The 20,920-nt window shown below is 48.1% G+C and carries 20 protein-coding genes and 1 pseudogene; 11 read left to right on the forward strand and 10 right to left on the reverse strand.

Annotation, left to right across the window (positions count from 1 at the left end):
- Positions 1-327: 327 nt before the first annotated feature.
- Both Q0144_RS03295 and rarD read right to left on the reverse strand, forming a co-directional pair.
- A complete protein-coding gene (locus Q0144_RS03295; RefSeq protein WP_298061691.1) occupies positions 328-738 on the reverse strand; it encodes a hypothetical protein in 411 nt (136 codons plus the stop codon).
- On the reverse strand, positions 731-1,603 hold the full coding sequence (rarD, locus tag Q0144_RS03300) for an EamA family transporter RarD (RefSeq protein ID WP_298061693.1): 873 nt from the start codon (positions 1,601-1,603) through the stop codon (positions 731-733). Before rarD ends, Q0144_RS03295 begins: the two co-directional genes overlap by 8 nt.
- Before the next feature lie 104 nt (positions 1,604-1,707).
- Here rarD and Q0144_RS03305 point away from each other — a divergent pair, with 104 nt between their 5' ends.
- The gene (locus Q0144_RS03305; protein ID WP_298061696.1) at positions 1,708-3,051 is read left to right on the forward strand and encodes a class II 3-deoxy-7-phosphoheptulonate synthase; all 1,344 of its coding nucleotides are present in this window, start codon (positions 1,708-1,710) and stop codon (positions 3,049-3,051) included.
- Positions 3,052-3,554: 503 nt separating this feature from the next.
- Here the strand turns inward: Q0144_RS03305 and Q0144_RS03310 are convergent.
- The 4 genes from Q0144_RS03310 to Q0144_RS03325 are packed head-to-tail and all read right to left on the reverse strand — an operon-like array spanning position 3,555 to position 6,198.
- Positions 3,555-4,544, reverse strand: coding sequence for a hypothetical protein (locus Q0144_RS03310; RefSeq protein WP_005872098.1), 990 nt, complete (start codon positions 4,542-4,544; stop codon positions 3,555-3,557).
- A gap of 22 nt (positions 4,545-4,566) precedes the next feature.
- Positions 4,567-4,929, reverse strand: a complete 363-nt coding sequence (acpS, locus tag Q0144_RS03315; protein ID WP_298061821.1) for a holo-ACP synthase — start codon at positions 4,927-4,929, stop codon at positions 4,567-4,569.
- Between the two features lie 37 nt (positions 4,930-4,966).
- Positions 4,967-5,455 carry a peptidylprolyl isomerase gene (locus tag Q0144_RS03320; RefSeq protein ID WP_298061698.1) on the reverse strand — a complete coding sequence of 163 codons (489 nt, stop codon included), beginning with the start codon at positions 5,453-5,455 and terminating at the stop codon, positions 4,967-4,969.
- A gap of 8 nt (positions 5,456-5,463) precedes the next feature.
- Positions 5,464-6,198 carry a YebC/PmpR family DNA-binding transcriptional regulator gene (locus tag Q0144_RS03325; RefSeq protein ID WP_297988357.1) on the reverse strand — a complete coding sequence of 245 codons (735 nt, stop codon included), beginning with the start codon at positions 6,196-6,198 and terminating at the stop codon, positions 5,464-5,466.
- A gap of 132 nt (positions 6,199-6,330) precedes the next feature.
- Between Q0144_RS03325 and Q0144_RS03330 the strand changes: the two genes are divergently transcribed.
- The 10 genes and pseudogenes from Q0144_RS03330 to Q0144_RS03375 all read left to right on the forward strand — a co-directional run bounded on the left by Q0144_RS03330 (position 6,331) and on the right by Q0144_RS03375 (position 17,628).
- A complete protein-coding gene (locus tag Q0144_RS03330) occupies positions 6,331-6,555 on the forward strand; it encodes a heavy-metal-associated domain-containing protein (RefSeq protein WP_297988354.1) in 225 nt (74 codons plus the stop codon).
- Positions 6,556-6,559: 4 nt separating this feature from the next.
- Positions 6,560-8,737 (forward strand): cation-translocating P-type ATPase, encoded by a 2,178-nt coding sequence (locus tag Q0144_RS03335; RefSeq protein ID WP_298061700.1) that lies wholly within the window; start codon positions 6,560-6,562, stop codon positions 8,735-8,737.
- Positions 8,738-9,195: 458 nt separating this feature from the next.
- A complete protein-coding gene (locus Q0144_RS03340) occupies positions 9,196-10,446 on the forward strand; it encodes an ankyrin repeat domain-containing protein (RefSeq protein WP_298061704.1) in 1,251 nt (416 codons plus the stop codon).
- 670 nt (positions 10,447-11,116) lie between these two features.
- The gene (locus tag Q0144_RS03345) at positions 11,117-12,817 is read left to right on the forward strand and encodes a Na+/H+ antiporter NhaC family protein (protein WP_298061706.1); all 1,701 of its coding nucleotides are present in this window, start codon (positions 11,117-11,119) and stop codon (positions 12,815-12,817) included.
- Positions 12,814-13,392, forward strand: a pseudogene (locus Q0144_RS03350) (tRNA (uridine(54)-C5)-methyltransferase TrmA); the annotation flags it as partial. The gene Q0144_RS03345 and the pseudogene Q0144_RS03350, both read left to right, overlap by 4 nt.
- A gap of 27 nt (positions 13,393-13,419) precedes the next feature.
- Positions 13,420-14,388 carry a methyltransferase domain-containing protein gene (locus tag Q0144_RS03355; RefSeq protein WP_298061823.1) on the forward strand — a complete coding sequence of 323 codons (969 nt, stop codon included), beginning with the start codon at positions 13,420-13,422 and terminating at the stop codon, positions 14,386-14,388.
- A gap of 100 nt (positions 14,389-14,488) precedes the next feature.
- Positions 14,489-15,700 (forward strand): threonine ammonia-lyase, encoded by a 1,212-nt coding sequence (gene ilvA, locus Q0144_RS03360; protein ID WP_005872070.1) that lies wholly within the window; start codon positions 14,489-14,491, stop codon positions 15,698-15,700.
- A 480-nt stretch (positions 15,701-16,180) separates the two neighbouring features.
- A complete protein-coding gene (locus Q0144_RS03365) occupies positions 16,181-16,330 on the forward strand; it encodes a hypothetical protein (RefSeq protein WP_298061708.1) in 150 nt (49 codons plus the stop codon).
- Between the two features lie 113 nt (positions 16,331-16,443).
- Complete coding sequence (locus Q0144_RS03370; protein ID WP_298061710.1) at positions 16,444-17,157, forward strand: DUF4230 domain-containing protein; 714 nt, start codon at positions 16,444-16,446, stop codon at positions 17,155-17,157.
- Positions 17,158-17,628, forward strand: a complete 471-nt coding sequence (locus Q0144_RS03375; protein ID WP_298061712.1) for a hypothetical protein — start codon at positions 17,158-17,160, stop codon at positions 17,626-17,628.
- A gap of 223 nt (positions 17,629-17,851) precedes the next feature.
- Here Q0144_RS03375 and Q0144_RS03380 read toward each other — a convergent pair whose 3' ends face one another.
- From Q0144_RS03380 to Q0144_RS03395, 4 genes are all read right to left on the reverse strand, one after another.
- A complete protein-coding gene (locus tag Q0144_RS03380; protein WP_298061714.1) occupies positions 17,852-18,343 on the reverse strand; it encodes a hypothetical protein in 492 nt (163 codons plus the stop codon).
- A 746-nt stretch (positions 18,344-19,089) separates the two neighbouring features.
- Positions 19,090-19,962 carry a site-specific integrase gene (locus tag Q0144_RS03385; protein WP_298061716.1) on the reverse strand — a complete coding sequence of 291 codons (873 nt, stop codon included), beginning with the start codon at positions 19,960-19,962 and terminating at the stop codon, positions 19,090-19,092.
- Between the two features lies 1 nt (position 19,963).
- Entirely contained in the window at positions 19,964-20,368 is a 405-nt protein-coding gene (locus Q0144_RS03390; protein WP_298061718.1) for a hypothetical protein, read from the reverse strand.
- A complete protein-coding gene (locus tag Q0144_RS03395; RefSeq protein WP_298061720.1) occupies positions 20,368-20,685 on the reverse strand; it encodes a hypothetical protein in 318 nt (105 codons plus the stop codon). The genes Q0144_RS03390 and Q0144_RS03395 overlap by 1 nt, the downstream gene beginning before the upstream one ends.
- Between the last annotated feature and the right edge of the window lie 235 nt (positions 20,686-20,920).

Consider the following 20,920-nt stretch of genomic DNA (forward strand, 5'->3'; position numbering starts at 1 on the left):
CAGCTAGAGCAAGCGGGATCCAAGACTGCAGATACCGCGTCTACCAATGAGTAAATTCTATAAAATTTACAGACGCAATTATCGGCTTCGCGGTTGCTATGTATCTTGCAAAATTCTATAAATTACGCCGATTTAAAATTTGCGTCGTTTTTGCTTTATAAAACACATGGAATTTTGCCGCTATGACGCAAGCGGTTTGCAAAAAATTCCGGCGCGTATGTAAATTTTAAAAATTCCAAGAGTTGCGGCGCGTTAAATTATATAAATTTAGGCGTTAAAATTCTACCGATATAGACACCCGCGAAATTCGCCGCTTAAAATTTCGCGCTACAAATTCTTAAATTCCATCTCCAGCTGCTTGCGCCAGTCTTGCAGCGAGCGCTCTGCGCTAGCGGCGTATTTTTCGATCAGAGCGTCCGTTTTACTTAGAAACTCAAATAGCTTGCCCTCCCACACGGTGGGGTTTAGGTTGCTTTGATGCATCGTTTTGATATAGACTAACTCCTTGCTAAGAGTCTCGAGCTCGCCTAGATAGCTCTCGCGAGCGCTTTCGTCGTGCAGTTCAAGCCGCTTTAAATCTCGCAGTTTGCCCTCTAAAATATCGCAAAATTTCATATACCTTTGCGAGCTAAGCTCGGGATCTGCGGCGTCTGCGCGCGCGGAAGCCTTTTGGACCTGAAAATACACGAGCGCGCCCACCGCAAGGGCGACTGCGAACATCAAAGCGAAATTAGCCATTTTTTCTCCTTAAGCCGTCTAGGCCCACGACCGCGAGCCCGAACCAAATTAGCGAAAAGCTCAAAATTTTATAAGTCTCAAGCTCCTCGCCGTAAACAAATACCGCGATTAGCATACTCATGCTGGGGCTGATATATTGCATAAAGCCGATCGTGGATAGCGGCAGATACTGCGTGCTTACGGCGAAGGTAAGCAGCGGCAAAATCGTAATCAGTCCGCTTGCAAACAGCAGCGCGCCGCTTACGCTAAAGCCGAAGGCGCCGCTTCCTTTCAACGCGCAGTAGATCAGAAACGCAAGCGCGGGCAGCAGCATCAGCGTCGTCTCGCAAAACAGCCCCTCAAAGCTAGGCACTTTTACCTTCTTGCGTATGAGGCCGTAAAATGCAAAGCTAAGCGGCAGCACGAGCGAGATTATGGGAAGCCTACCCAGCGCGTAAATTTGCACGCCGATCGCCGCAAAGGCTAGCAGAAGGGAAAATTTCGCCGCCGCGCTTAGCCGTTCGTGCAGAAACAAAGCGCCCAAAAGTACCGAAAATAGCGGATTTATAAAATATCCGAGGCTGGTGGCTAAAATTTGATCGGAATTTACCGCGTAGATATAAATGCCCCAGTTCGTGCTGATAAGTAGTCCCGTACAAAGCAGCGTGAGAGCGATTTTAGGGGTGCTAAGAAGGCGCGCGACGTTTTTTAAGCGGTGCGTAAAGCAGAGAAAAACGAGCAGCAGCAGGAAGGACCAAACTACGCGATGCGCTAAAATTTGCACCGCATCCACGTCCTTTATGAGCTTGAAAAATATCGGAAAAACGCCCCACATAACAAAGGTGGCAAGAGCAAGCATTAGCCCTTTAGTGCGGTTTTCTTCCATAAAATTCCTTCCAAATTGCCTAAAGGCGCTATTTTAAGATTTTTTGGGTTAATAAAAGCTTATTTCGGTATAATCGTGAAATTTTACGAAACCTAGGAGGGGCTATGAGTTGGAGTAGGACGTCGTGGAAAGATTATAAAATTTTACAGCAGCCGATCTATCAGGATGAAAGTGCGGTACAGGCCGCCAAAGATCGCCTTTACAAGCTGCCGCCGTTAATTTTCGCGGGCGAGGTTCGCAACCTAAAAGCCGAGCTTGCACGCGCCAGCGAAGGCAAGTCGTTTTTGCTTCAAGGCGGCGATTGCGCTGAGAGCTTTAATGATTTTAGCGCGAATAATATCCGCGATATGTTTAAGGTAATGCTTCAAATGGCGATCATTCTTACCTTCGCGGCGGGTCGCCCCGTCGTGAAGGTAGGTCGTATCGCAGGGCAGTTCGCAAAGCCGCGCAGCAGCGACTTTGAGGAAGTGGGCGGCGTAAGTCTGCCTAGCTATCGCGGCGACATAATCAACGGATTTGAGTTTAACGAAGCGGCGCGAAAGCCGGATCCTGCGCGCATGATCGAGGCGTATCATCAAAGCGCTTCGACGCTGAATCTGCTGCGCGCCTTTTCTCGCGGCGGTCTTGCGAACCTGCACGAGGTGCATAAGTGGAATTTGGGCTTTTTGAAAAAGGGCGAGCTGGAGGCTAAATTTAACGAGCTGAGTGATGAAATTTCGCGCACGCTTAAATTTATGGAGGCATGCGGACTGAGCGCCGCGAATTCTCCGAGCCTTGCCGAGACGGTGCTTTACACCTCGCACGAGGCGCTGCTGCTGCACTACGAGGAGTGTCTGACGCGCATCGACAGCACTAGCGGCGATTGGTACGACTGCTCGGCGCACATGCTTTGGATCGGCGAGCGCACGCGCGGCGCGGACGATGCGCATGTGCATTTTTTAAGCGGTATCAAAAACCCTCTCGGCGTCAAGATCGGCCCGAGCGGCACCGCGGATGAAATTTTGCGCCTTTGCGACAAACTCAATCCACAAAACGAAGCGGGCAGGCTAAACGTTATCATCCGCATGGGTGCGGATAAGATCGGCGCGCGGCTGCCGCAAATTTTACGCGAGCTAAAGCGCGAGGGCAGAACGATCCTATACAGCATCGATCCGATGCACGGCAACACCGTCAAGGCCGCCAACGGCTACAAAACGCGCGAATTTTCTAAAATTTTAAGCGAGGTTCAGAGCTTTTTCGAGATCCACGCTGCGGAGGGCACGCACGCGGGCGGCATCCATCTTGAGATGACCGGCCAAAACGTCACCGAGTGCACGGGCGGCTCATTTAACGTGACGCAAGAGACGCTAAAACAGCGCTACGAAACGCAGTGCGATCCGCGCCTAAACGCAGATCAGGCGCTAGAGCTTGCGTTTTTGCTCGCCGATAATCTAAAAAAGGCGGAATAATCCGCCTTTCGTTGCGCGTAAAATTCGATCGCGGCTTGGAATTTTAGTCGTAGTTTTAGGAGTTTTGACGTAAGCCGGCGCTGCGACGGTGCTTTGCGCTTGAAACGCTTGAAATTTAATCGTAGCTTGGCGCGGACGATTAAAATTTACGCGGCTCTAATCTAAAATTTATATGGAGCAATCACAAAAAATTCCGTAAAATTTTATCGTAGCGGAAAGGCGGCGCCATTAGGTTCTACGAGGAATTTTAATCTTAGCGCTAGAATATGCGACGTCGCGGCAAAGCGTAGAATTTCGCCTGAATCTGTAATGCTTTGTTTGATTTTATTTTAGTTTTGTGGCGCGGTTTGAAATTTCAAAAATTTTACTGTCGCGGAATTTGGAAATTTAATTTTAAGCCTATTAGTAGAAAAAACTATTGCGGCTGATTTAAGAGTTTTGCAAAGTCAAATTCATTAAGCCATTTTGATTTCGCTCTTCATATCTACTATTTTTGACATAGATTACTCCTTAAATTTGATTTTATTGAGTTTCATATATTCTTCAAAATAGTCCCAAGGACCATGATATAGCGTTTCAAGTCCGTTCCCGCAGTTATCTACGCGTATCCTTATCTCGCCATAATTATTGCTTGTCCATGTTTTTGTCGTATTATCTTCTAGTAATGTAGTACCGCGATAAGTAAGTTTATTTAGATCCCTTTTTCCCGTTTCAATTGAATCGATATCTTCACAAAAACTATCAAAATTCCTATTTTTTAACATTGCCATCAGCGAGCCTGTTGTTCCACTATACTTTATAATGTACACGATCTTATCGCTTTCTCCTCGAATTTTATCAGAGGCAGTGAAATTCTTATCGGATTTAAATACTGCAATAGAGTTATATTGAAAAAATTTTAATATCCAATCCGATTCTTGATGCGTTTTTTCATCGTGATACTTTCTCTTGTAATAAACCGAATAATTGAGTTCTCCTTTATCATTAAAAAGCTTGTTATCCTCCCATGGATATACCACGTCTTCATCATCTATAGCTTTTAGTATGGATTTATCTATCTGCGTGACTTGTTTCCCGTCTTTACAAATTTGTCTGCCGATAGACAATAGATTTTCTAAATTTAGTTCTTTAGATACTTTCCAAAATTCACACTTATCATCGGGGCGCTTGTCGCCGTTACACTTACGATAAATTTCCCACCAGTCGATATCAAAGTCTAAATCCTTCGGCCTACTGTCTCTTAAAAAGATTTCATAAAAAGGGTAATTGCTCTTTGCATGCTCATTTTTCAAATACTGCTTAAACGCTATCTCTTTTAGTTCATTATCCGATAAGATGCCAAAATGCAAGGGATTGGTGCAAACTCCGGCGTAGTTTAAACCCATATTTATAGGCATATAAGGGATAAAAGTCAAAATGCAGATGATAAAAATCGCAGAGATTATATAATGGCGCTTTATAAATTTTAGAAAATTAATAAGATATTTTTTCAAAATTCGTCCTCTTATATATTCGTTATTTCGTTAGTTTTATATCGAGTGCGACTACCGCGATTGCGACGTTTGCGTCGTGCGTGATGCTAAGACTTGTGGATTTGATATGAAATTTTTTGCGGATTTTTTTACGTATTTTTAGATGCGGCGCGCCCAGAGCGTCTTTGTAAATTTTGGCGTCTTTGAAGCCGAACTCCGCGCCGATGCCGGTGCCTAGTGCCTTGCTAAGCGCCTCTTTGGCGGCATAGACGCCCGCGATACTTTCGTCGCGTAGCGTGGAGGAGCGTTCGGATTTTTTCAAAATGCGCTTTAGAAATTTCACGCCGTATTTTGCGCGCAGCGCCGCGATCCTGCGCACCGCGGTTATGTCCGTGCCGATCTTTATCACGGTCTGGCGCCCCGCGGCTTAAATTTAATCACGGCTATAAGCTCTCTTTAATCTCGACGTCAATGATCTTATCGCCCTGCCTAATCGCGTCTAAAACCGCCAGGCTAGGCTGATCTACGATACGACCGAACACCGTGTGCACGCCGTCTAGGTGCGGCTGCGCGCTGTGGCAGACGAAAAACTGGCTTCCGCCCGTATCGCGCCCTGCGTGCGCCATCGATAGCGCGCCGCGCACGTGCTTGTGCTTTTGGCGGTCGCATTCGCACTTTATGCGCCAGCCAGGACCTCCCGTGCCGGTGCCGCGCGGGCAGCCGCCTTGGATTACGAAATTTGGGATCACGCGGTGAAAATTTAGCCCCTTGTAAAACCCGCTACGCGCGAGGCTAGCGAAATTCGTAACCGCCTGCGGAGCTTCGTCGCCGAAAAGCTCCAGCCTCATATCGCCCTTTTCAGTTTTGATAACGGCGTATTTATCGCGCGCCAAAGCCGCTGCGTCGATGTCGTAAATTTTTAAGCTTTCCATTTTTTCTCCTATGCGATATTGGTGTAAACTGCCTGCACGTCGTCATCATCCTCTAGCCGCTCTAGCAGTGCATCGATGTCACCAAGCTGATCCTCGCTAAACTCGTGCTTTTCGTTAGCGACAAATTTTAAGCTTGCGCTGATGATCTCAAGCCCTATCTTTTCGATACCTTCGTTTAGAGTGCCGAAGCTTTCGTATTCGCCGTAGATTAGAAGCGTCTTTTCGAGCTCGCCCTTGTCGTTTTCAAACTCGTTGATCTCAAGCTCGCTAAGACCGAAGTCGATGAGCTCAAGCTCCAGCTCCTCGATGTCGCGGCTCGGCAGCTTGGTTTCAAAAACGGCCTTGTGCGAAAACATAAATTTCAAACTGCCGCTCGGCAAAAACTCGCCCTTAGCTTTGTTTAAAATTGACTTAACGTTTGCGACGGTGCGGGTCGGGTTGTCGGTGGCGCATTCGATTATTAAAAGCGCGCCGTGCGGCGCCTTGCCGTCGTAGAAGATCGTTTTGATATCGGCGCTATCTTTGCCGCTTGCGCGCTTGATAGCCGCGTCGATATTGTCTTTGGGCATATTTTGCGCCTTTGCCGTAGCGATCGCGGCGCGCAGCTTGGAGTTCATCAGCGGATCTTCGCCGCCCTCTTTCGCAGCCATCGTTATGGCCTTGCCCAGTTTTGGGAAAAGTTTGCTCATCTTCCCCCATCTAGCTTCTTTTGAAGCGCGTCTGTATTCAAAAGCTCGTCCCATAAAATTCCTTAAAGCTTAAATTTAAAACGGGTGATTATAACGAAAAACCCTTAAATTTCAGGAGCGGGCGTTGAAATAAAATTTATTAAAAAGTAGTATAAGTTTTGAAATTTTAATCCAAAGGAGAGATCCATGGCTTTGAAACAAAGCGTAAAATTTAAGGCGCAAAATATCCACTGCGAAAACTGCGCGAGGACGATCAAAAATGCGCTTAAGGATGATTTTGGCGAGATTGAGGTAGACGTGGCAAGCGGAGTGGTGAGTTTGAGCTTAGATCCGCGCGACGAGGCTAAATTTAAAGAGGAGATGGACGATTTGGGCTTTAGTGTCGCAGAAAAGCTAGCCTGCGCGAACTAACGTAATGCCAAGCAAAATCACTCTAAATATCGTCGGGATGAGCTGCGTAAACTGCTCCAATGCGATCGAGCGGGTAAGTCGCAAGATCGAGGGGGTGCAGGAAGCTCACGTAAATTTCGCAAACGGCAGCGGCGAGTTCGTACTTGCTGATCCGGCGCTTGAGGAGACGCTAAAAGCCAAGATCAAAAAGCTAGGCTACGACATCGCCGTCGATTACGAGGATTTGGAGCGCAAAAAGCGGCGCAACCTCAAAGCGGCGCTATTTAGGTTAATCCTCGCTCTCATTTTAGCCGCGGCGGTAATGGCTGTGGAGATGAGCGGGTTTTTGAGCTTCGTCCCAAAGGCGCTACTTTGCGCGGCAATGGCGTGCGTGAGCCTATTTTACTGCGGCAAGAACTTCTTTTATCACTCTTACGGCTCGCTGAAAAACAGAAGCTTTGATATGAACGTGCTCGTGGCGATGGGAAGCTTTTTTGCGTTTGCCTATTCTCTAACGGCCGCAGTATGGGTCTATACGCACGGCGCGCAGAACGAATTTACCAATCTTTATTTCTCCTCCGCCTCGATGATAATCGCCTTTATCTCGCTCGGCAAATACCTTGAAGAGCGCAGCAAGATGAAGGCGAACGACTACATCAAGGGGTTAATCGATCTAAGCCCCAAAACCGCGCTTTTGATCAAAGACGACGGCACGATAGCCGAAGTGCACGCAGAAGCGCTAAAGCCGGGCGATAAGGTGCTAGTAAAAAACGGCTCGCGCATCCCTTGCGACGGGCTTATCGTAGAAGGCGGCGCACAGATCGACACCTCGCTCATTAGCGGCGAGAGCTTGGCGGTTTATAAAGGCGTGGGCGATGAGGTAAATGCGGGCTGCGTCAGCACGGACGGCGTCATCTACGTGAAGGTGACGAAATTTTCGCATCAGACGCTGCTTGCCGAGATTAAAAATTTGCTGAACGAAGCGGGCAATAAAAAGATGCCAATCGCGCGCTTTGCGGATAAAATTTCAAATATCTTCGTGCCCGCGGTGATTTTGATCGCGCTTGCTAGTTTTATAGCGTGGATGGCGCTTGACGGACGGCTCTCATATGCCGCATCCGCCGCTATTTGCGTGCTTATCATCTCCTGCCCGTGCGCGCTAGGGCTTGCGACGCCGATTGCGATCGTTTGCGCGATCTCAAACGCCGCAAAGGCTGGAATTTTAATAAAAAATCCCGAAATTTTAGAAATTTTAAAAGGCGCCGACGTCGCGGTTTTCGATAAAACCGGTACGCTTAGCAAGGGCGAAATTTCGGTAAACTTCAGCGATCTGAGCGCTCAAGATCTCTACGCTCTAGCAAGCGCGCAAAAGCTTAGCGAGCATCCGATCTCAAAGGCGATCGTAAAATTTGCCGAGCTGAAATTCGGCGAAATTTCTAAATTTAACGGCGAGTTTGAAAGCATCGCGGGCAAGGGGATCGTCGCGAAAAATCCCACCGGCGAAATTCTTTGCGGCAGCGCGGGCTTTCTGCGCGAGCGCGGCGTGGATGCGGGCGTCGAAGTAGAAGCGGAGGAGCTTTTAGACAAGGGCTTTGGCGTCGTTTATTGCGCGATAGGCGGCTCATACGCGGGCTTCATCGCATTTAGCGACGAGATTAGAGCCGAAGCGCAGGGCGTCGTACAGGCGCTGCAAAAAAGCGGCGTAAAAACCGTCATGCTAACGGGCGATAACGCCAAAACGGCAAATTTTGTCGCTCGCAATCTCGGCATCGACGAGGTAAAAAGCGGAGTGCTTCCAAGCAGCAAATATGAGTTCATCAAATCCCTGACCGATGAGGGCAGGCGGGTGCTTTTCGTGGGCGACGGCGTCAATGACGCACCGAGCTTAAAAGCCGCTAGTATCGGCGTCGCGATGAACGGCGGCAGCGACGTAGCCAAGGGCGCGGGCGACGTGATTTTTATAAAAAACGACCTTGAAAGCGTGCTATATCTATTCCGTCTAGGCGGTGCTGCCATGCGGACGATTAGGCAAAACCTTTTCTGGGCGCTCTTTTACAACGCCGTATGTATCCCGATCGCAGCAGGCGCGCTATATCCGGCGCTCGGCGTGCTTCTAAAGCCGATGTACGGCGCTGCGGCGATGTGCTTTAGCTCCGTAACGGTCGTGCTAAATTCCATCAGATTGAAATTTGCTAAATTTTAACGCGACGGATTTTGCGCTAGGCGCGGAATTTTGCGCGGCGAAATTTTAATTGTTCCGTGCAAAACGCGCAAAATTATTTCATTCTGCAAGGAATTTTACCTCGCAAATTCTATCTGGCTACTAATGCGTGTAGAATTCCGCGGAACGGGCTCCACTTGAAAAAATTTTATTTCACGATAAGCCTAGTACGGAATTCCGCCAGATTTGTACAGCTTGCAAAATTTTATTTTACCGCTAGCTCGCGCGTAAATTTTAAAATTTTAGCCTGCCGATCGCTGTGCCCTCATATAGCCCTTCATTGCTGCGCCTCTAACTGCCATTATTTAGCACCGCTCGCCGCTGCGCCGTAAAATTTTAAAAATTCCGCAAAATTTTATAAGGTTGAAAGGAATTCTGTAGAATTCCACCGCCCGCACTAAGTTTTAATAAATAAATTTAAAGGTAAAATAACGCTTCAAATGCAATTCGAGGTAGCGATGCGAAAAATTCTAATGGGTTCGTTTGTTTTTTGCGGCACGCTTTTTGGCGCTTCTTGCGAGCAGATACTAAGCGATCCGCGCGGCTTTTTTAGCAAAGAGCCTGCGGACGAAGAGCTACTGCAAAGCGATTTTGGCTGTAAAGGCTCGCTAGCTGGCGCAGAATTTTTGCAAAATTTAAAAAGCGCAGCTTCTGAGATCAGGGACGAAAATATCGATTGTGTCGGTAACGAAGCCTTGCTGAACGAAAAAAGGCTTGAGCGAACCTTGGCATTTGCGGGGATGGATGGCGAGGGCTTTTTGAGCTATGCTAAAGAGAAAAACTACGCGCAAATTAGCGAAAAATCGCTTGAAGCCTTAGAATTTTACTCCGAGCGCAAGATTGGAAATTTCATCGCTTATGGCAATTTTATGGGCGAGATCTCAGCAGCCAGGGAGGCACTAAGAGATTATTTCGCCGTTAAATTCAACAAAAACGACGCCGATGAGCTGGCAAGCGCCGTGATAGCGGAATTTATCGCATACGCTGCAAAGGATCGCAAGGCGGGAGATTACGGTGAGCTTGAGCTGGCGCTAAAAGGCGGAGTAGGCGCAGATGAGTTCCGTACGCTACTTTTTAGCAAGGATTTTGCTATTTACGAGCTTGATAATGCCCTGGATCTAGCACTTTTGCTAGGATATGACGAGCGCTTTAGCGGCGCTTTGATCGAGCGAGGCGCGCAGGTAAATGCGGGCGAGGAAAACTCGCTATTTTACGCGATGAATAACGTTCAAAGCGCTAAATTTATGATCTCTAAAGGCGCCTTGGTTGGCTATAAAAACTCGCTTGGGCAAACTCCGATATTTTTTGCCGCCGCGGCAAAAAATTATGAGCTCGTAAAGTTGCTAATCTACTCGCACGCTAGCGTAAATGTCCGCCAGATCGGCAGCGCCGAGGCCCAGGCTCTAGCATCGTTAGGCGAGCGTAGCGACGGCTGTGAGCGTTCGGGCGCGGGCAAGACACTGCTGATGTTTGCGGCGCAAAAAAGTACCAAGCAGATCGTTGAATTGCTCGTAAAATCGGGCGCAAACGAAAAGGCGGCCGACGAGGCGGGGCTAAATGCGCTAGACTACGCGCTTGCGGGTGGTGAAGCGGCTACGCGGAGCTATTTGCGCTCGCTTGGATTAAGTCCTACGCAAGTAAGCGATGATTTTACGAGCGATCCGCAAGATGCACCTGAGCGTGAGAATTAGCGGGCTTGATTTAAAGGGTCGCTCGCCGCTTCGTCGTCGTTTTGGGTTTGCAAAAGCTTTATGAGCTTTAAATTTAATGTTTTGCCGCTTTGTAAATTCTATAAATTTAGCAGATTTTTCGAGTGCGAGTTGGTAGAATTTAACGCTTTAAAATTTTATCGCTTTGCTTGCGCAGGTTGCATGCTCTGAAATTTTATAAACGCGCAGGCAGGCTTGAAAAACGGCGATATTTTGCGTTTATGCGCGATAAAATTTTTGCTGAGGGATTTTGCTTTGCGATCAAGAGCGGGATTTCGTCAAATTTTGCGCGAAAAATTTATCCTTTTGCGGCAAAGCAAGTGTCGCAGTGTTGCGGAATTTTACCTTGACTTGGGGGCTTTTGCTATGTTAAGTAGAATTTAAATGCACTTATAAAACGCTTGTGATTACGCCGCGCGCGGTATTTTGCACCGGAGAGATTTTATTGTGCGACAAGTTGCTTAAAAATGCGTTCGCAAAATTGCAAACGCAGCAAAATAGCAGAGTTTGCTGCGCGATTAAGGCGCTCAATAATCGCCGTAAAAGAAAGCGCGTGAATTATGAATAATTGCTGCAATGCGCGCAGAATTTTAAAATTTAACCCCCGATCGGAGGTTAAATTTTAAAATTTTATCAATCATCAAGGATTAAAATGTTAAAAAATTTGCTTATCTTTACGGCGATTTTTTTGCCCGCGCTGGCGCTTGCGGACGTGGAACCCGCCGTGCGAAACAGCGAGCTTTACGGCGTGCTGACGCTTATCCCGCCGGTCGCGGCGATCGTGCTTGCTTTTATCACCAAAGACGTGATTTTGTCGCTGTTTTTGGGCGTGCTAAGCGGAACCTTTCTTATCGGTATGGTCGATCAAAATATCGCGGCTTCGGCGCTTTTCGCTTTTACCGATCTGTGCTCGCGTATGGTAAAATCGATGGCGGATACGTGGAATGCGGGCATTTTGCTTCAGGTTATGTGTATCGGCGGGCTCATCGCTCTGGTGACTAAAAGCGGCGGTACGAAGGCGCTTGCGCTCTGGCTTAGCAAACACGCCGACACTCCCGTTTTGGGTCAAATTTATACTTGGCTGATGGGTATCGTGATATTTTTCGACGATTACGCAAACGCCCTAATCGTGGGCCCGATAATGCGACCTCTTATGGATAAATTTAAAATTTCGCGCGCAAAGTTCGCCTTCATCATCGACGCGACCGCAGCGCCGATCACCGGCATCGCGGTGATCTCCACCTGGGTCGGAGTCGAAATTTCGGCGATCAAAGAGGCCTACTCGCAGATCGGCGTAGAAAACATAAACGCCTTCACCGTCTTCGTTGAGACGATCCCGTATAGATTTTATAATATTTTCATGATCTTTTTCGTAGTCGCCACGGCAGTGATGAGTAGGGAGTTTGGCTCGATGTATCGCGCAGAGATCGCATCTCGCGGCGGAAAGAGCGGAGCTGCGGAGTTTAAAATTAAAAATTTAGAGGATCAAATTTTCGTACCCAAAGAGGGCGTAGTACTTCGCAAGCTAAACGCGATAATCCCGCTAGGGGCGATGATCGTTCTTTCCGTCATCGGGTTTTATTTTAATGGCTACAGCTCGCTGGAGGGCGAGGCTTTGGAGGCGGTCAAGGCAGCTCCTCTTAGCTTTACTTCGATCCGTACCGCATTTAGCGCAGCGGACGCCTCGGTCGTGCTGTTTCAATCCGCGCTCTTTTCATCGATCATCGCCGTCGCTTTAGGCATCGCGCAAAAAATTTACGGCGTCAAAGAGGCGATCGAGGTCTGGGTTGGCGGCTGGAAAAGTATGCTAAATACCGTCATAATCCTGCTTTTTGCATGGTCGCTTAGCTCGGTTATCAAAGAGCTTGGCACTTCGCGCTACCTAGTCGAGCTTCTAAGCGACGCAACGCCGCGCTTTGCTCTTGCGATCGTGATCTTCGTGCTTAGCTCGTTTATCTCATTTTCAACGGGCACAAGCTTCGGTACTATGGGCATCGTCACACCTTTAGCCGTACCGTTAGCGCACGCCGTGGGGCAAAAATACGGACTTAGCGGCGAGGAATTTCACGTTTTCATGTGCGTAAACATCAGCGCGGTGCTTACGGGGGCGATCTTCGGCGATCACTGCTCGCCGATTTCAGATACGACGATCCTCTCTTCGATGGGCGCAGGTTGCGATCACATCGAGCACGTAAGCACGCAGATGACCTATGCTTTGGTCGTTTGCGGCATCAGTATTGTTTGCGGCTACCTGCCTGCGGGCTTTGGGCTTAGCGTGTGGGGATGTCTGATCTTGGGTATTGCAGCTATCATTCTTTTACTGCGCGTGGTGGGTAAAAGAGTGGATGTATGAATTGCGAAAGCTTCGGTAGTTGCGGCAGCTGCACGCTCGGTGAGCCCTATGAGGATCAAATTTCATACAAAAAGCGTCTGATCGCCGATAAGCTTAGAGAATTTTTTGACGGCGAGTTTGAATTTTTTGCCTCGCAACCGCAAAATTACCGCATCAGGGCGGAATTTGGCATCTGGCACGATATTTGGCATAGCGCATTTGATCTTGCCTACACGATGGGCGGCTCACAGAGTAAGAAAATTTTAATTAACGAATGCCCCAAGGTAGCGCTTCCTATCGCAAATTTAATGCCGCAACTGCTGGAAGCGCTTAGGCGGAACGAAGCTTTAAAAGAGAGGCTCTTCGGCGTCGAGTTCATCTCGTGCGCCAGCGGGATTTTGGCGACGCTGCTTTATCACAAGCGCCTGGGCGAGCGCGAGCAGGAGGCAATTTGCGAGCTGGCGGACAAGCTTGGCATCGGGGTTATGGCTCGCGCGCGCGGACAGAAGCTGCTAAGCGGCGAGCTAAGCCTCACAGACGAGCTTTGCGTGGACGGGCGAGTTTATAAATTTCGCTTCGGCGAAAACGCCTTTATCCAGCCCAACCGCGGCGTGAACGAAAAGATGATCGCCTGGGCGAGAAGCTGCGTGGACTTCGGCAAAGAGGGCGCAAGCGAGGTGTGCGCCGCGCAGAATTTCGCCGCAAAGAATTTTACTGAAAAAAATTTTGCCTCGCAAAATTCCGCTGTGCAAAATTACGGCTGCGAGCAGTCTGCCGCGCAAAATTCTACGGATCGAAATTTCGTTTCTGAAAATTCCACTGAATTTGACGCCGCGTGCCGAAATTCTACTCCATCAAATTCTGCGCAAGCGAGATTTAACGGCAAAAATTCCGCGAAATCTAACTGTGCGTCCGCAGGCGAGAGCTCTGCGGATAAAAATTTCGCTCGTAAGGATTTGGACGCGCAAAGTTCCGCCACGAAAAATTTGGATTGCGAAAAACAAAGCGTGCAAAATTCAGCCTGCGAAGGGCGCGGCGCACAAAATTCGGGCCACGAGCAGTCCGCCCCGCAAAATTCGAGCTGCGAACAACATGCCGTGCGCCCAGAAAGCTCCGCCGCGCGCGATCTGCTGGAGCTGTACTGCGGGCACGGCAACTTTACCATCCCGCTTGCGGCTAAATTTAACCGCGTGTTGGCGAGCGAAATTTCAAAAAGCTCGATTGCTAACGCCCGCATAAACTGCGAGCTCAACGGCGTTTGCAACGCGCAATTCGTCCGCCTTAGTGCAGATGAGCTAATGAGCGCATTTGCGCGGCAGCGCGAGTTTGAGCGGCTAAAGGGGATCGATATTTTCGGCTACGATTTTTCGCACGTCTTGATCGATCCGCCGCGAGCGGGGCTCGAGCCTAGCGTGATTGATTTCATAAAAAATTTTCAAAATTTGATCTACATCTCCTGTAACCCGCAGACGCTTTTTGAAAATTTACGCTCGCTTTGCGCTACGCACGAGGTGCGCAGGTTTGCGATCTTCGATCAGTTCGCGCATACGGCGCATATCGAATGCGGCGTGCTGTTGCGGCGCAGGAGCTAGGTGAGCTTAAAACCGAAGTCGCGGATTTAGGTTTCGCGTGGGATAAAATTTCGCCTAAAATATGTATAATAACAAAATTTAAAATTACGAAAGGAAATAAATGGTTGATCTAAATAAAATTATCCAAGCAAAGCGCACGATAAACGATTTCGTCTATAAAACGCCCTTTGCTCTGGCGCCGAAGCTCAGCAAGCTTTACGGCGCAGAAGTGTATCTCAAAAGCGAGAATTTGCAGCGCACCGGCGCGTATAAGATTCGCGGCGCTTACAATAAAATCGCCCACCTCACGGACGAGGAGCGGGCACATGGAGTAATAGCCGCAAGCGCGGGCAACCACGCCCAAGGCGTAGCGATGAGCGCGCAAAAATTCGGCGTGCATGCCGTGATCGTAATGCCTGAAGCCACGCCGCTACTTAAGGTAAGCGGCACGAAGGCTCTGGGCGCAGAGATCATCCTAAAGGGCGATAATTTCGACGAGGCGTATGCGTTTGCACTGGAATATGCCAAAGAGCATAATTTGACGTTCGTACATCCCTTCAACGACGAGTTCGTCCAAGCAGGCCAGGGCACGATCGCACTTGAGATGATCGAGGAGGTCGCAGATCTTGAATACATCGTCGTTCCGGTTGGTGGCGGCGGGCTTGCGACGGGGGTTTGCAGCTGCGCCAAGCAGATCAATCCGGACATTAAAATCATCGCCGTAGCCGCCAAGGGCGCGCCCGCGATGCACGATAGCTTCGTCGCGAAAAAGCCGCTAAATTCCAAATCGGTCCGCACTATCGCCGACGGCATCGCGGTGCGAGATACGAGCGAGATCACGCTTAGCACGATCATCGAGTGCGTCGATGAGTTCGTGCAGGTCGATGACGAGGAGATCGCAAGCGCGATACTCTATCTGCTCGAGCAGCAAAAAATCATCGTCGAGGGCGCGGGCGCGGCGGGAGTAGCAGCGCTGATGAACGCGAAATTTGCATTCCCCGCGGGCGCAAAGATCGGTATCATCCTAAGCGGCGGCAACATCGATGTGCAGATGCTAAACATTATCATCGAAAAAGGTCTTATCAAGTCGCACCGCAAGATGACGATCAACGTCACGCTCGTCGATAAGCCGGGCGCGCTTACGGGGCTTACCGAAATTTTGCGCCGCGCCAACGCAAACATCGTCAAGATCGACTACGACCGCTTCTCGACCAATATCGAGTACGGCGACGCGCAGATTACGATCACGCTTGAGACCAAGGGCAAGGCTCATCAAGAGGACATCGCCTGGGCGCTCAAAAACGCAGGGTATGATTTTAGGGAGATTTTGTAAAATTTCGTCAGAGTTTGTAAAATTTATTTTCGCTCGTGAATTTGCCTGAAATTTCAAAATTTACTCGCTTGCATCCTGATCGCGGCTTATAGCGGGTAAATTTTAATTTGCCCCCTTTTTATATCCACTATGCCGGAACACTTTGCGGCCCGCGGTTTTAAATTTTACGTAAAATTTGAAATTCAAAATATGCGGCGCAGCCGCAGTTTAAATAACGCGGACACAGTCCGCACCGCTAGCGTCGCGCGGGTGGGGGTTGGTAAGGGAGCGGGCGCGCCTCGCAACTCCGAGCGCTGCCCCCTTGCGTATTATACATAATACGTACACTTGCTTAAAATTTATATCGATAAAATTTCAAAAGACTTAAGCCTTAGTAAGCTAAATTTGTAGAGCAAATTTATAGAAATTTCGCCACGTTAAATTTTTTGAGTATTTTTAGCTCTTGGTATATTTCTCTTGGGGCGGGAAGGGGGGCTTGAATTGCGAGGTCACACTTCTCGCAGAGGCGGCGCTACCCCGCAGCACCGCATTGCTCTGCTCGCCCACAAACCCCACCTAACCCCCGACGACGCTAGCGGTGCGAGCCTTGCGGCTCGCGTTAAATTTTATAATCGCGGCTCGCTTCTTTAAAATTTCTTTTGCGATTTTAAAATTTCTTGCCGCAAAAATCGTAAAATTTCAATTGCACTACAAATCGGCGCTGTATTTTGCTAAAATACCGATAAAATTTTAAAGGATGAAATTTGGAAAATTTTGCTTTTCTTCTAAATTTAGTGATATTTTGCATCTTGGTTTTTATGTTTTTTAAGATGCGCAAAAGCGGCGAGCAGGCGGGCAAGCCGCAGATCGCCACCGACATCACGCGGCTTAAAAGCATCGGCGAGCTGAGCGTTTTTAAAATTTACTCCAAAGAGATCGTCACGCGCAAGCAAAACGTAGGCAGCGGGCTGCTGGGCTCGCTCGTCTCGCCGCTGATGACGAAAAAGCAGATCGCCATCATCTTCGAGTTTGAGATCGAGTTTGTTTACGACCTACTAAGCCCCGAGTTTGCGATACTGCCGCAGGGCGAGGATCGCTACGAGATCAAGATGCCGCCGTGCAAATACAAATACTCGATCAAAGATATGAAAATTTACGACGAGAAAAACGCCAAGCTGCTGCCGTTTCTGCTGCCCGATTCGCTAAACGGGCTATTCGGCGCGAGCTTTGACGAGAGTGATAAAAACCTCCTCATCGACGACGCCAAGGACGAGGTCAAGCAGCTCTCGCTAAAAATCATCAACGATCTTGGCGGCAAGATCCACAAATCCGCGACCGATACGCTGGAGGCGATCGCCAAGAGCTTCGGCGCGAAGGAGGTCGGATTTATCTTCCAGGACAAGGCGCTTCAAACGATCGACATAAACTCAAACGAGATCGCAATCGATAAATCGCTAAAATCGCAGATCGAGAAGTAGATGGAGCTTTTTAAGGCGCTTTTTAAAATTTACTTCGCCCGCATGCTCGCGTTTATGGATGCCTGCGCAAGGGCTTGGCAGCGATTTTATGAGCCGATCAGGCTGCGCAAAGAGAAAAAGCGTCTGCGCGCAAAGGGCTATTTTACCGAGGATGCGACGTGGGCGGAGTTTTTCGCGGATTTTAAATTTTGCAAATGCTTCATCATCAAAAAAATCCTCTATCCAAACTTCTATGCTATCAAAAACTCCTCCAAATGGGAGGCGGGCTCAAAGCGGGCTAGCTTTACGGTAGGCTCGTTTGCATACGACGAGATCGCGTGGGTGTGGGTGCCGCGAGCCTTCGACGGCGGGCGGAAAAACGATCTGGAAAAGCTAAAAAATCTACTGCAAAAAATCCCCGCGCTACGTTACGAGCAGAGCGATACCGGGATTAAAATTTTCGGCTACGAGTGCGGCGAAGGGGCCTTATAATCGTATAAAGCGGCATTTGCTTAAATTTCATATTTGCTTGATCTTGCCGAGGATCGCGCCGATGCGGCGCATGGCTAGCGCTGCTTAGATGGATGCAAGCGGGCGGATTTTGGCTGCCATATGTCTTTGACAAAACGGCGCATGCGAGCGTGAAATTTTATCTTTGTAAACGCCCCGGCGCAGTCTAAATTTAAACTCCGCGCGGTATAAACGCAAGCAAATTTTATCTCTGCGTCTGGCTCCATAGACCCTTTGCTTCGGCGGGATTTTTTATATTAAGCCACGCAAGAAGCAGCACTACGGACGCCAATGGATTTAAGATTAAATTTAGCAGTTCCATGCAATTTATGACGCTCATCGTTATAGCGGCGGGGGCCGGTATTTTGAACATCATGCCGTAGATTATGTCTGCGATTAGCAGTGCGGCGTATACGATAAAAAGCTTGCATCCGGTGGCAGCGCGCAATTTAAAATTTATAATTATCCAAGAGAGCGTAACCGCAAAAATCAAATACGGCACGTATATTTGCAGCCTATTACAATCACATCTTCTGAGTATATAAATGGCTGAAAAATATAGTAGCGCCGCAAGCGCGATGCTATAGGCGTATTTGAAGATTATAAAGACCTGCGGGCCCGTAATATTTTGGATGTTTTTAAGCGCGTGATAAAGGAATGTGAAGGCAAAAATCCACACTAAGATTTGAGAATCCAAGTACGCGATCTCGCCTTTTATAGAATACGCCGCGCTGCCGACCAGTAGGCAGAGAGCGCCGAGCGTGCCTTGCAGCTTCGCTCTTTGAAAATCTTCATTCTTTTATACCTTTAAATTTTAATGTGCGGTTCGCTGCTTGCAGTGCACAGATGAACGGCGGGCGATGCTTTGATTATCGCCGCGCGGGCTTTAAATTTAGCTCCGTTACGAACGCTTCATGCTTGGCGTACTGCGAGGGCTATGTCCGGCGCGCCGCGACGATTAGCCTAGCACCGCCACGATGTTTTATGTCCATCGCCGCTATGGAGACTTTAATCTGGTATCGCCGTTATGATGCTTGAATTTGCCGTCGCCGCTCGCGCAATACATTTTTGAAATGGGATTTTACGCAAATTCTGTTTAAAATGGATTTAACTTTTTAAATTTAAAAGCAGCGGAGTAGCTTAAATTTATAACTATCCAAACGCCATTACTATAAGCATAAAAACGCTTATTTTTGATTTTTAAATTTGAGCTGTTTTTAGTAAATTTTGCTTACAAATTTTGTATAATTTTTAAAATTTTATCTCGAAAAGAGGAGCGAGTATGTGTAAAACCGCTTTTCAAATCAAAGCGAATTTACGCTTAAAATCAAAGTGGAGTAAATTCAGCGGTTTTCCACTTTGATTTGAAACGTAAATTTTTATTTTAAAACGGCTTTTTAAATACCCTTTAAAAGTTTAATATATTTGAGTTTAAAAAAGAATTTAGTATAGATTTATCGAGCGATCGATTTTCATATGCTCGTTTTGTAGAAACCGCGCATATACCCTGATCGTCATATCCAAGCTCGCATGTCCTAGTATTTGTGATACCCATTTCAGTGGGATTTCGCCCCTTACTGCGCGCTCGACCATATGCGTCGCGAATGTGTGGCGGGTATGTCTGGCGCTTCGGTATGGGATACCGCATTCGGCTAGAAATTTACGCCATTTGCCGTTTCCAAACAAAGAGGTAGAGCCGAAAAGATGATCGCCCCTTTCCGAAAAGACCCACTCGCTATCCCTATCTTTTTCAAGCTGGGTAATGTATGGCAAGAGCGGCGCAAATATAGGCACGAGCCTATCCTCTCCGGTTTTGGTGCGAGGTTTGACAAGCCCGTCCGTGAGGCTCTTGTTGATCGATATACTCATGGCTTCCATATCTATATCCTCCCAGCGCAGAGCCAAAATTTCACAGCATCTAGCCCCCGTATAGAATGCAAAAGCAAGAAAGCTCTCAAGTCGCCCGCTAGCCTTTGAAAGCATTAGCTCCACCTCCTCCGCCGAGAATGGATCTGTTTTGCTGCGCGGGATCTTCGGATATTTTGCGCCCACAAATGGATTTTTCGCAAGTTTTCCAGCTTCTACGGCTTGCTCGCAGGCTCTGCGCCAGCACAGCACGACGCGCTTGATAGTGCTCGGGGCTAGACCTTCCTCAAGCCCCGCCAGCCACTTTTGAATATCCACTTTCTTGATGCAGGCGGCATCTTTCGGCAGATATTTCGTATGTGAGAACGCGAACTTTTGCTTGCGGCTCTGCTCGAAATTTATCTGCCCGAGAGCTTCGAGATAGTCTCGGGCTATAGTTGTGAGGGTCATATCACGCCTCTTGCACTACCTTGAGCGACCCGAAACGCTTCAGCTCCAACTCGCCGCTTTCGTTTTTGACGACCATATACCAAACCTTACTATCGCTTTTCCAGCTGCCGTCATCAAGCCGTGCCTCAAATTTGTCGCCTTCTTTTGCCCTGAAGGTGAAAGAGGTATCGTAATATTTGTGTTTGCTGTCCCAGTTCTTGCCATTGCAATCGATGAATTCTCTGCTAACCTTGCCGTCTGTAAAGCTTATCCTAGCCATATATGCATGGCCGTTTTTTCTAGGGTCTATGCTCTCAAACGTCTCGACAATGAACTGCTTGTCTGCTTTGCGGCCCTCTATGATAGCCTTTGCTTGGGTGATGAGCTCAAGCAATTTTTCATCCGATAATAAAGCTAGATTTTCCATTATTTACCCTTTATAACGCGTTCAAGTTCGTTGATATCAACGTCCATATCTAGCATGCGTTGATACTCCGCCCGCTTTTCAGCGCTCTTTAGGTTGTGCACGAACCATGAAAAAACCTTTTTGTCGGTATCGTTTAGTCTTATAGCTTCTCTGTCCTCTGCGGAGAGGATAGTATTGATGAATACTTCGATTCGCTCTAGCGTAGTGTTTGACGGGAAAGTTCCAGTGGTGTCTATGGCACCGTGTATGCCGTTTCGCCATCTTGCGATGCCGGAGAGGATCGCGTTTGCTTCGCCTTTGTTGTAGTAGCTTTTCATTTTTTATCCTTTATGGTATAATAAAGGCTCCTTTGGGAGCAACTTGCGGCGAGATGTTTTTTCATTGGGTCTCGCCGCACCTCTTGAGATTGTATCGTTTCAATCTCTTTTTATGGCATCATTGTATCGTATCAATACTTAAAAACTTCTTAATGGTGTATCTTAAAAATACAAAACCTTGATTTTCTTGTATTTTTTTGCTACAATTCCGAAAAATATAATATAGGTAATGCAA

It is taken from the genome of uncultured Campylobacter sp., from assembly GCF_938045345.1.
GTDB lineage: Bacteria > Campylobacterota > Campylobacteria > Campylobacterales > Campylobacteraceae > Campylobacter_B.

What these genes read in the sequence shown, in the direction of transcription:
- Q0144_RS03295 (WP_298061691.1), bottom strand. Translation starts at nt 738, where the DNA reads ATGGCTAATTTCGCTTTGATGTTCGCAGTCGCCCTTGCGGTGGGCGCG.
- rarD (WP_298061693.1), bottom strand. Translation starts at nt 1,603, where the DNA reads ATGGAAGAAAACCGCACTAAAGGGCTAATGCTTGCTCTTGCCACCTTT.
- Q0144_RS03305 (WP_298061696.1), top strand. Translation starts at nt 1,708, where the DNA reads ATGAGTTGGAGTAGGACGTCGTGGAAAGATTATAAAATTTTACAGCAG.
- Q0144_RS03320 (WP_298061698.1), bottom strand. Translation starts at nt 5,455, where the DNA reads ATGGAAAGCTTAAAAATTTACGACATCGACGCAGCGGCTTTGGCGCGC.
- Q0144_RS03325 (WP_297988357.1), bottom strand. Translation starts at nt 6,198, where the DNA reads ATGGGACGAGCTTTTGAATACAGACGCGCTTCAAAAGAAGCTAGATGG.
- Q0144_RS03330 (WP_297988354.1), top strand. Translation starts at nt 6,331, where the DNA reads ATGGCTTTGAAACAAAGCGTAAAATTTAAGGCGCAAAATATCCACTGC.
- Q0144_RS03335 (WP_298061700.1), top strand. Translation starts at nt 6,560, where the DNA reads ATGCCAAGCAAAATCACTCTAAATATCGTCGGGATGAGCTGCGTAAAC.
- Q0144_RS03340 (WP_298061704.1), top strand. Translation starts at nt 9,196, where the DNA reads ATGCAATTCGAGGTAGCGATGCGAAAAATTCTAATGGGTTCGTTTGTT.
- Q0144_RS03345 (WP_298061706.1), top strand. Translation starts at nt 11,117, where the DNA reads ATGTTAAAAAATTTGCTTATCTTTACGGCGATTTTTTTGCCCGCGCTG.
- Q0144_RS03355 (WP_298061823.1), top strand. Translation starts at nt 13,420, where the DNA reads ATGATCGCCTGGGCGAGAAGCTGCGTGGACTTCGGCAAAGAGGGCGCA.
- ilvA (WP_005872070.1), top strand. Translation starts at nt 14,489, where the DNA reads ATGGTTGATCTAAATAAAATTATCCAAGCAAAGCGCACGATAAACGAT.
- Q0144_RS03375 (WP_298061712.1), top strand. Translation starts at nt 17,158, where the DNA reads ATGGAGCTTTTTAAGGCGCTTTTTAAAATTTACTTCGCCCGCATGCTC.
- Q0144_RS03385 (WP_298061716.1), bottom strand. Translation starts at nt 19,962, where the DNA reads ATGACCCTCACAACTATAGCCCGAGACTATCTCGAAGCTCTCGGGCAG.
- Q0144_RS03390 (WP_298061718.1), bottom strand. Translation starts at nt 20,368, where the DNA reads ATGGAAAATCTAGCTTTATTATCGGATGAAAAATTGCTTGAGCTCATC.
- Q0144_RS03395 (WP_298061720.1), bottom strand. Translation starts at nt 20,685, where the DNA reads ATGAAAAGCTACTACAACAAAGGCGAAGCAAACGCGATCCTCTCCGGC.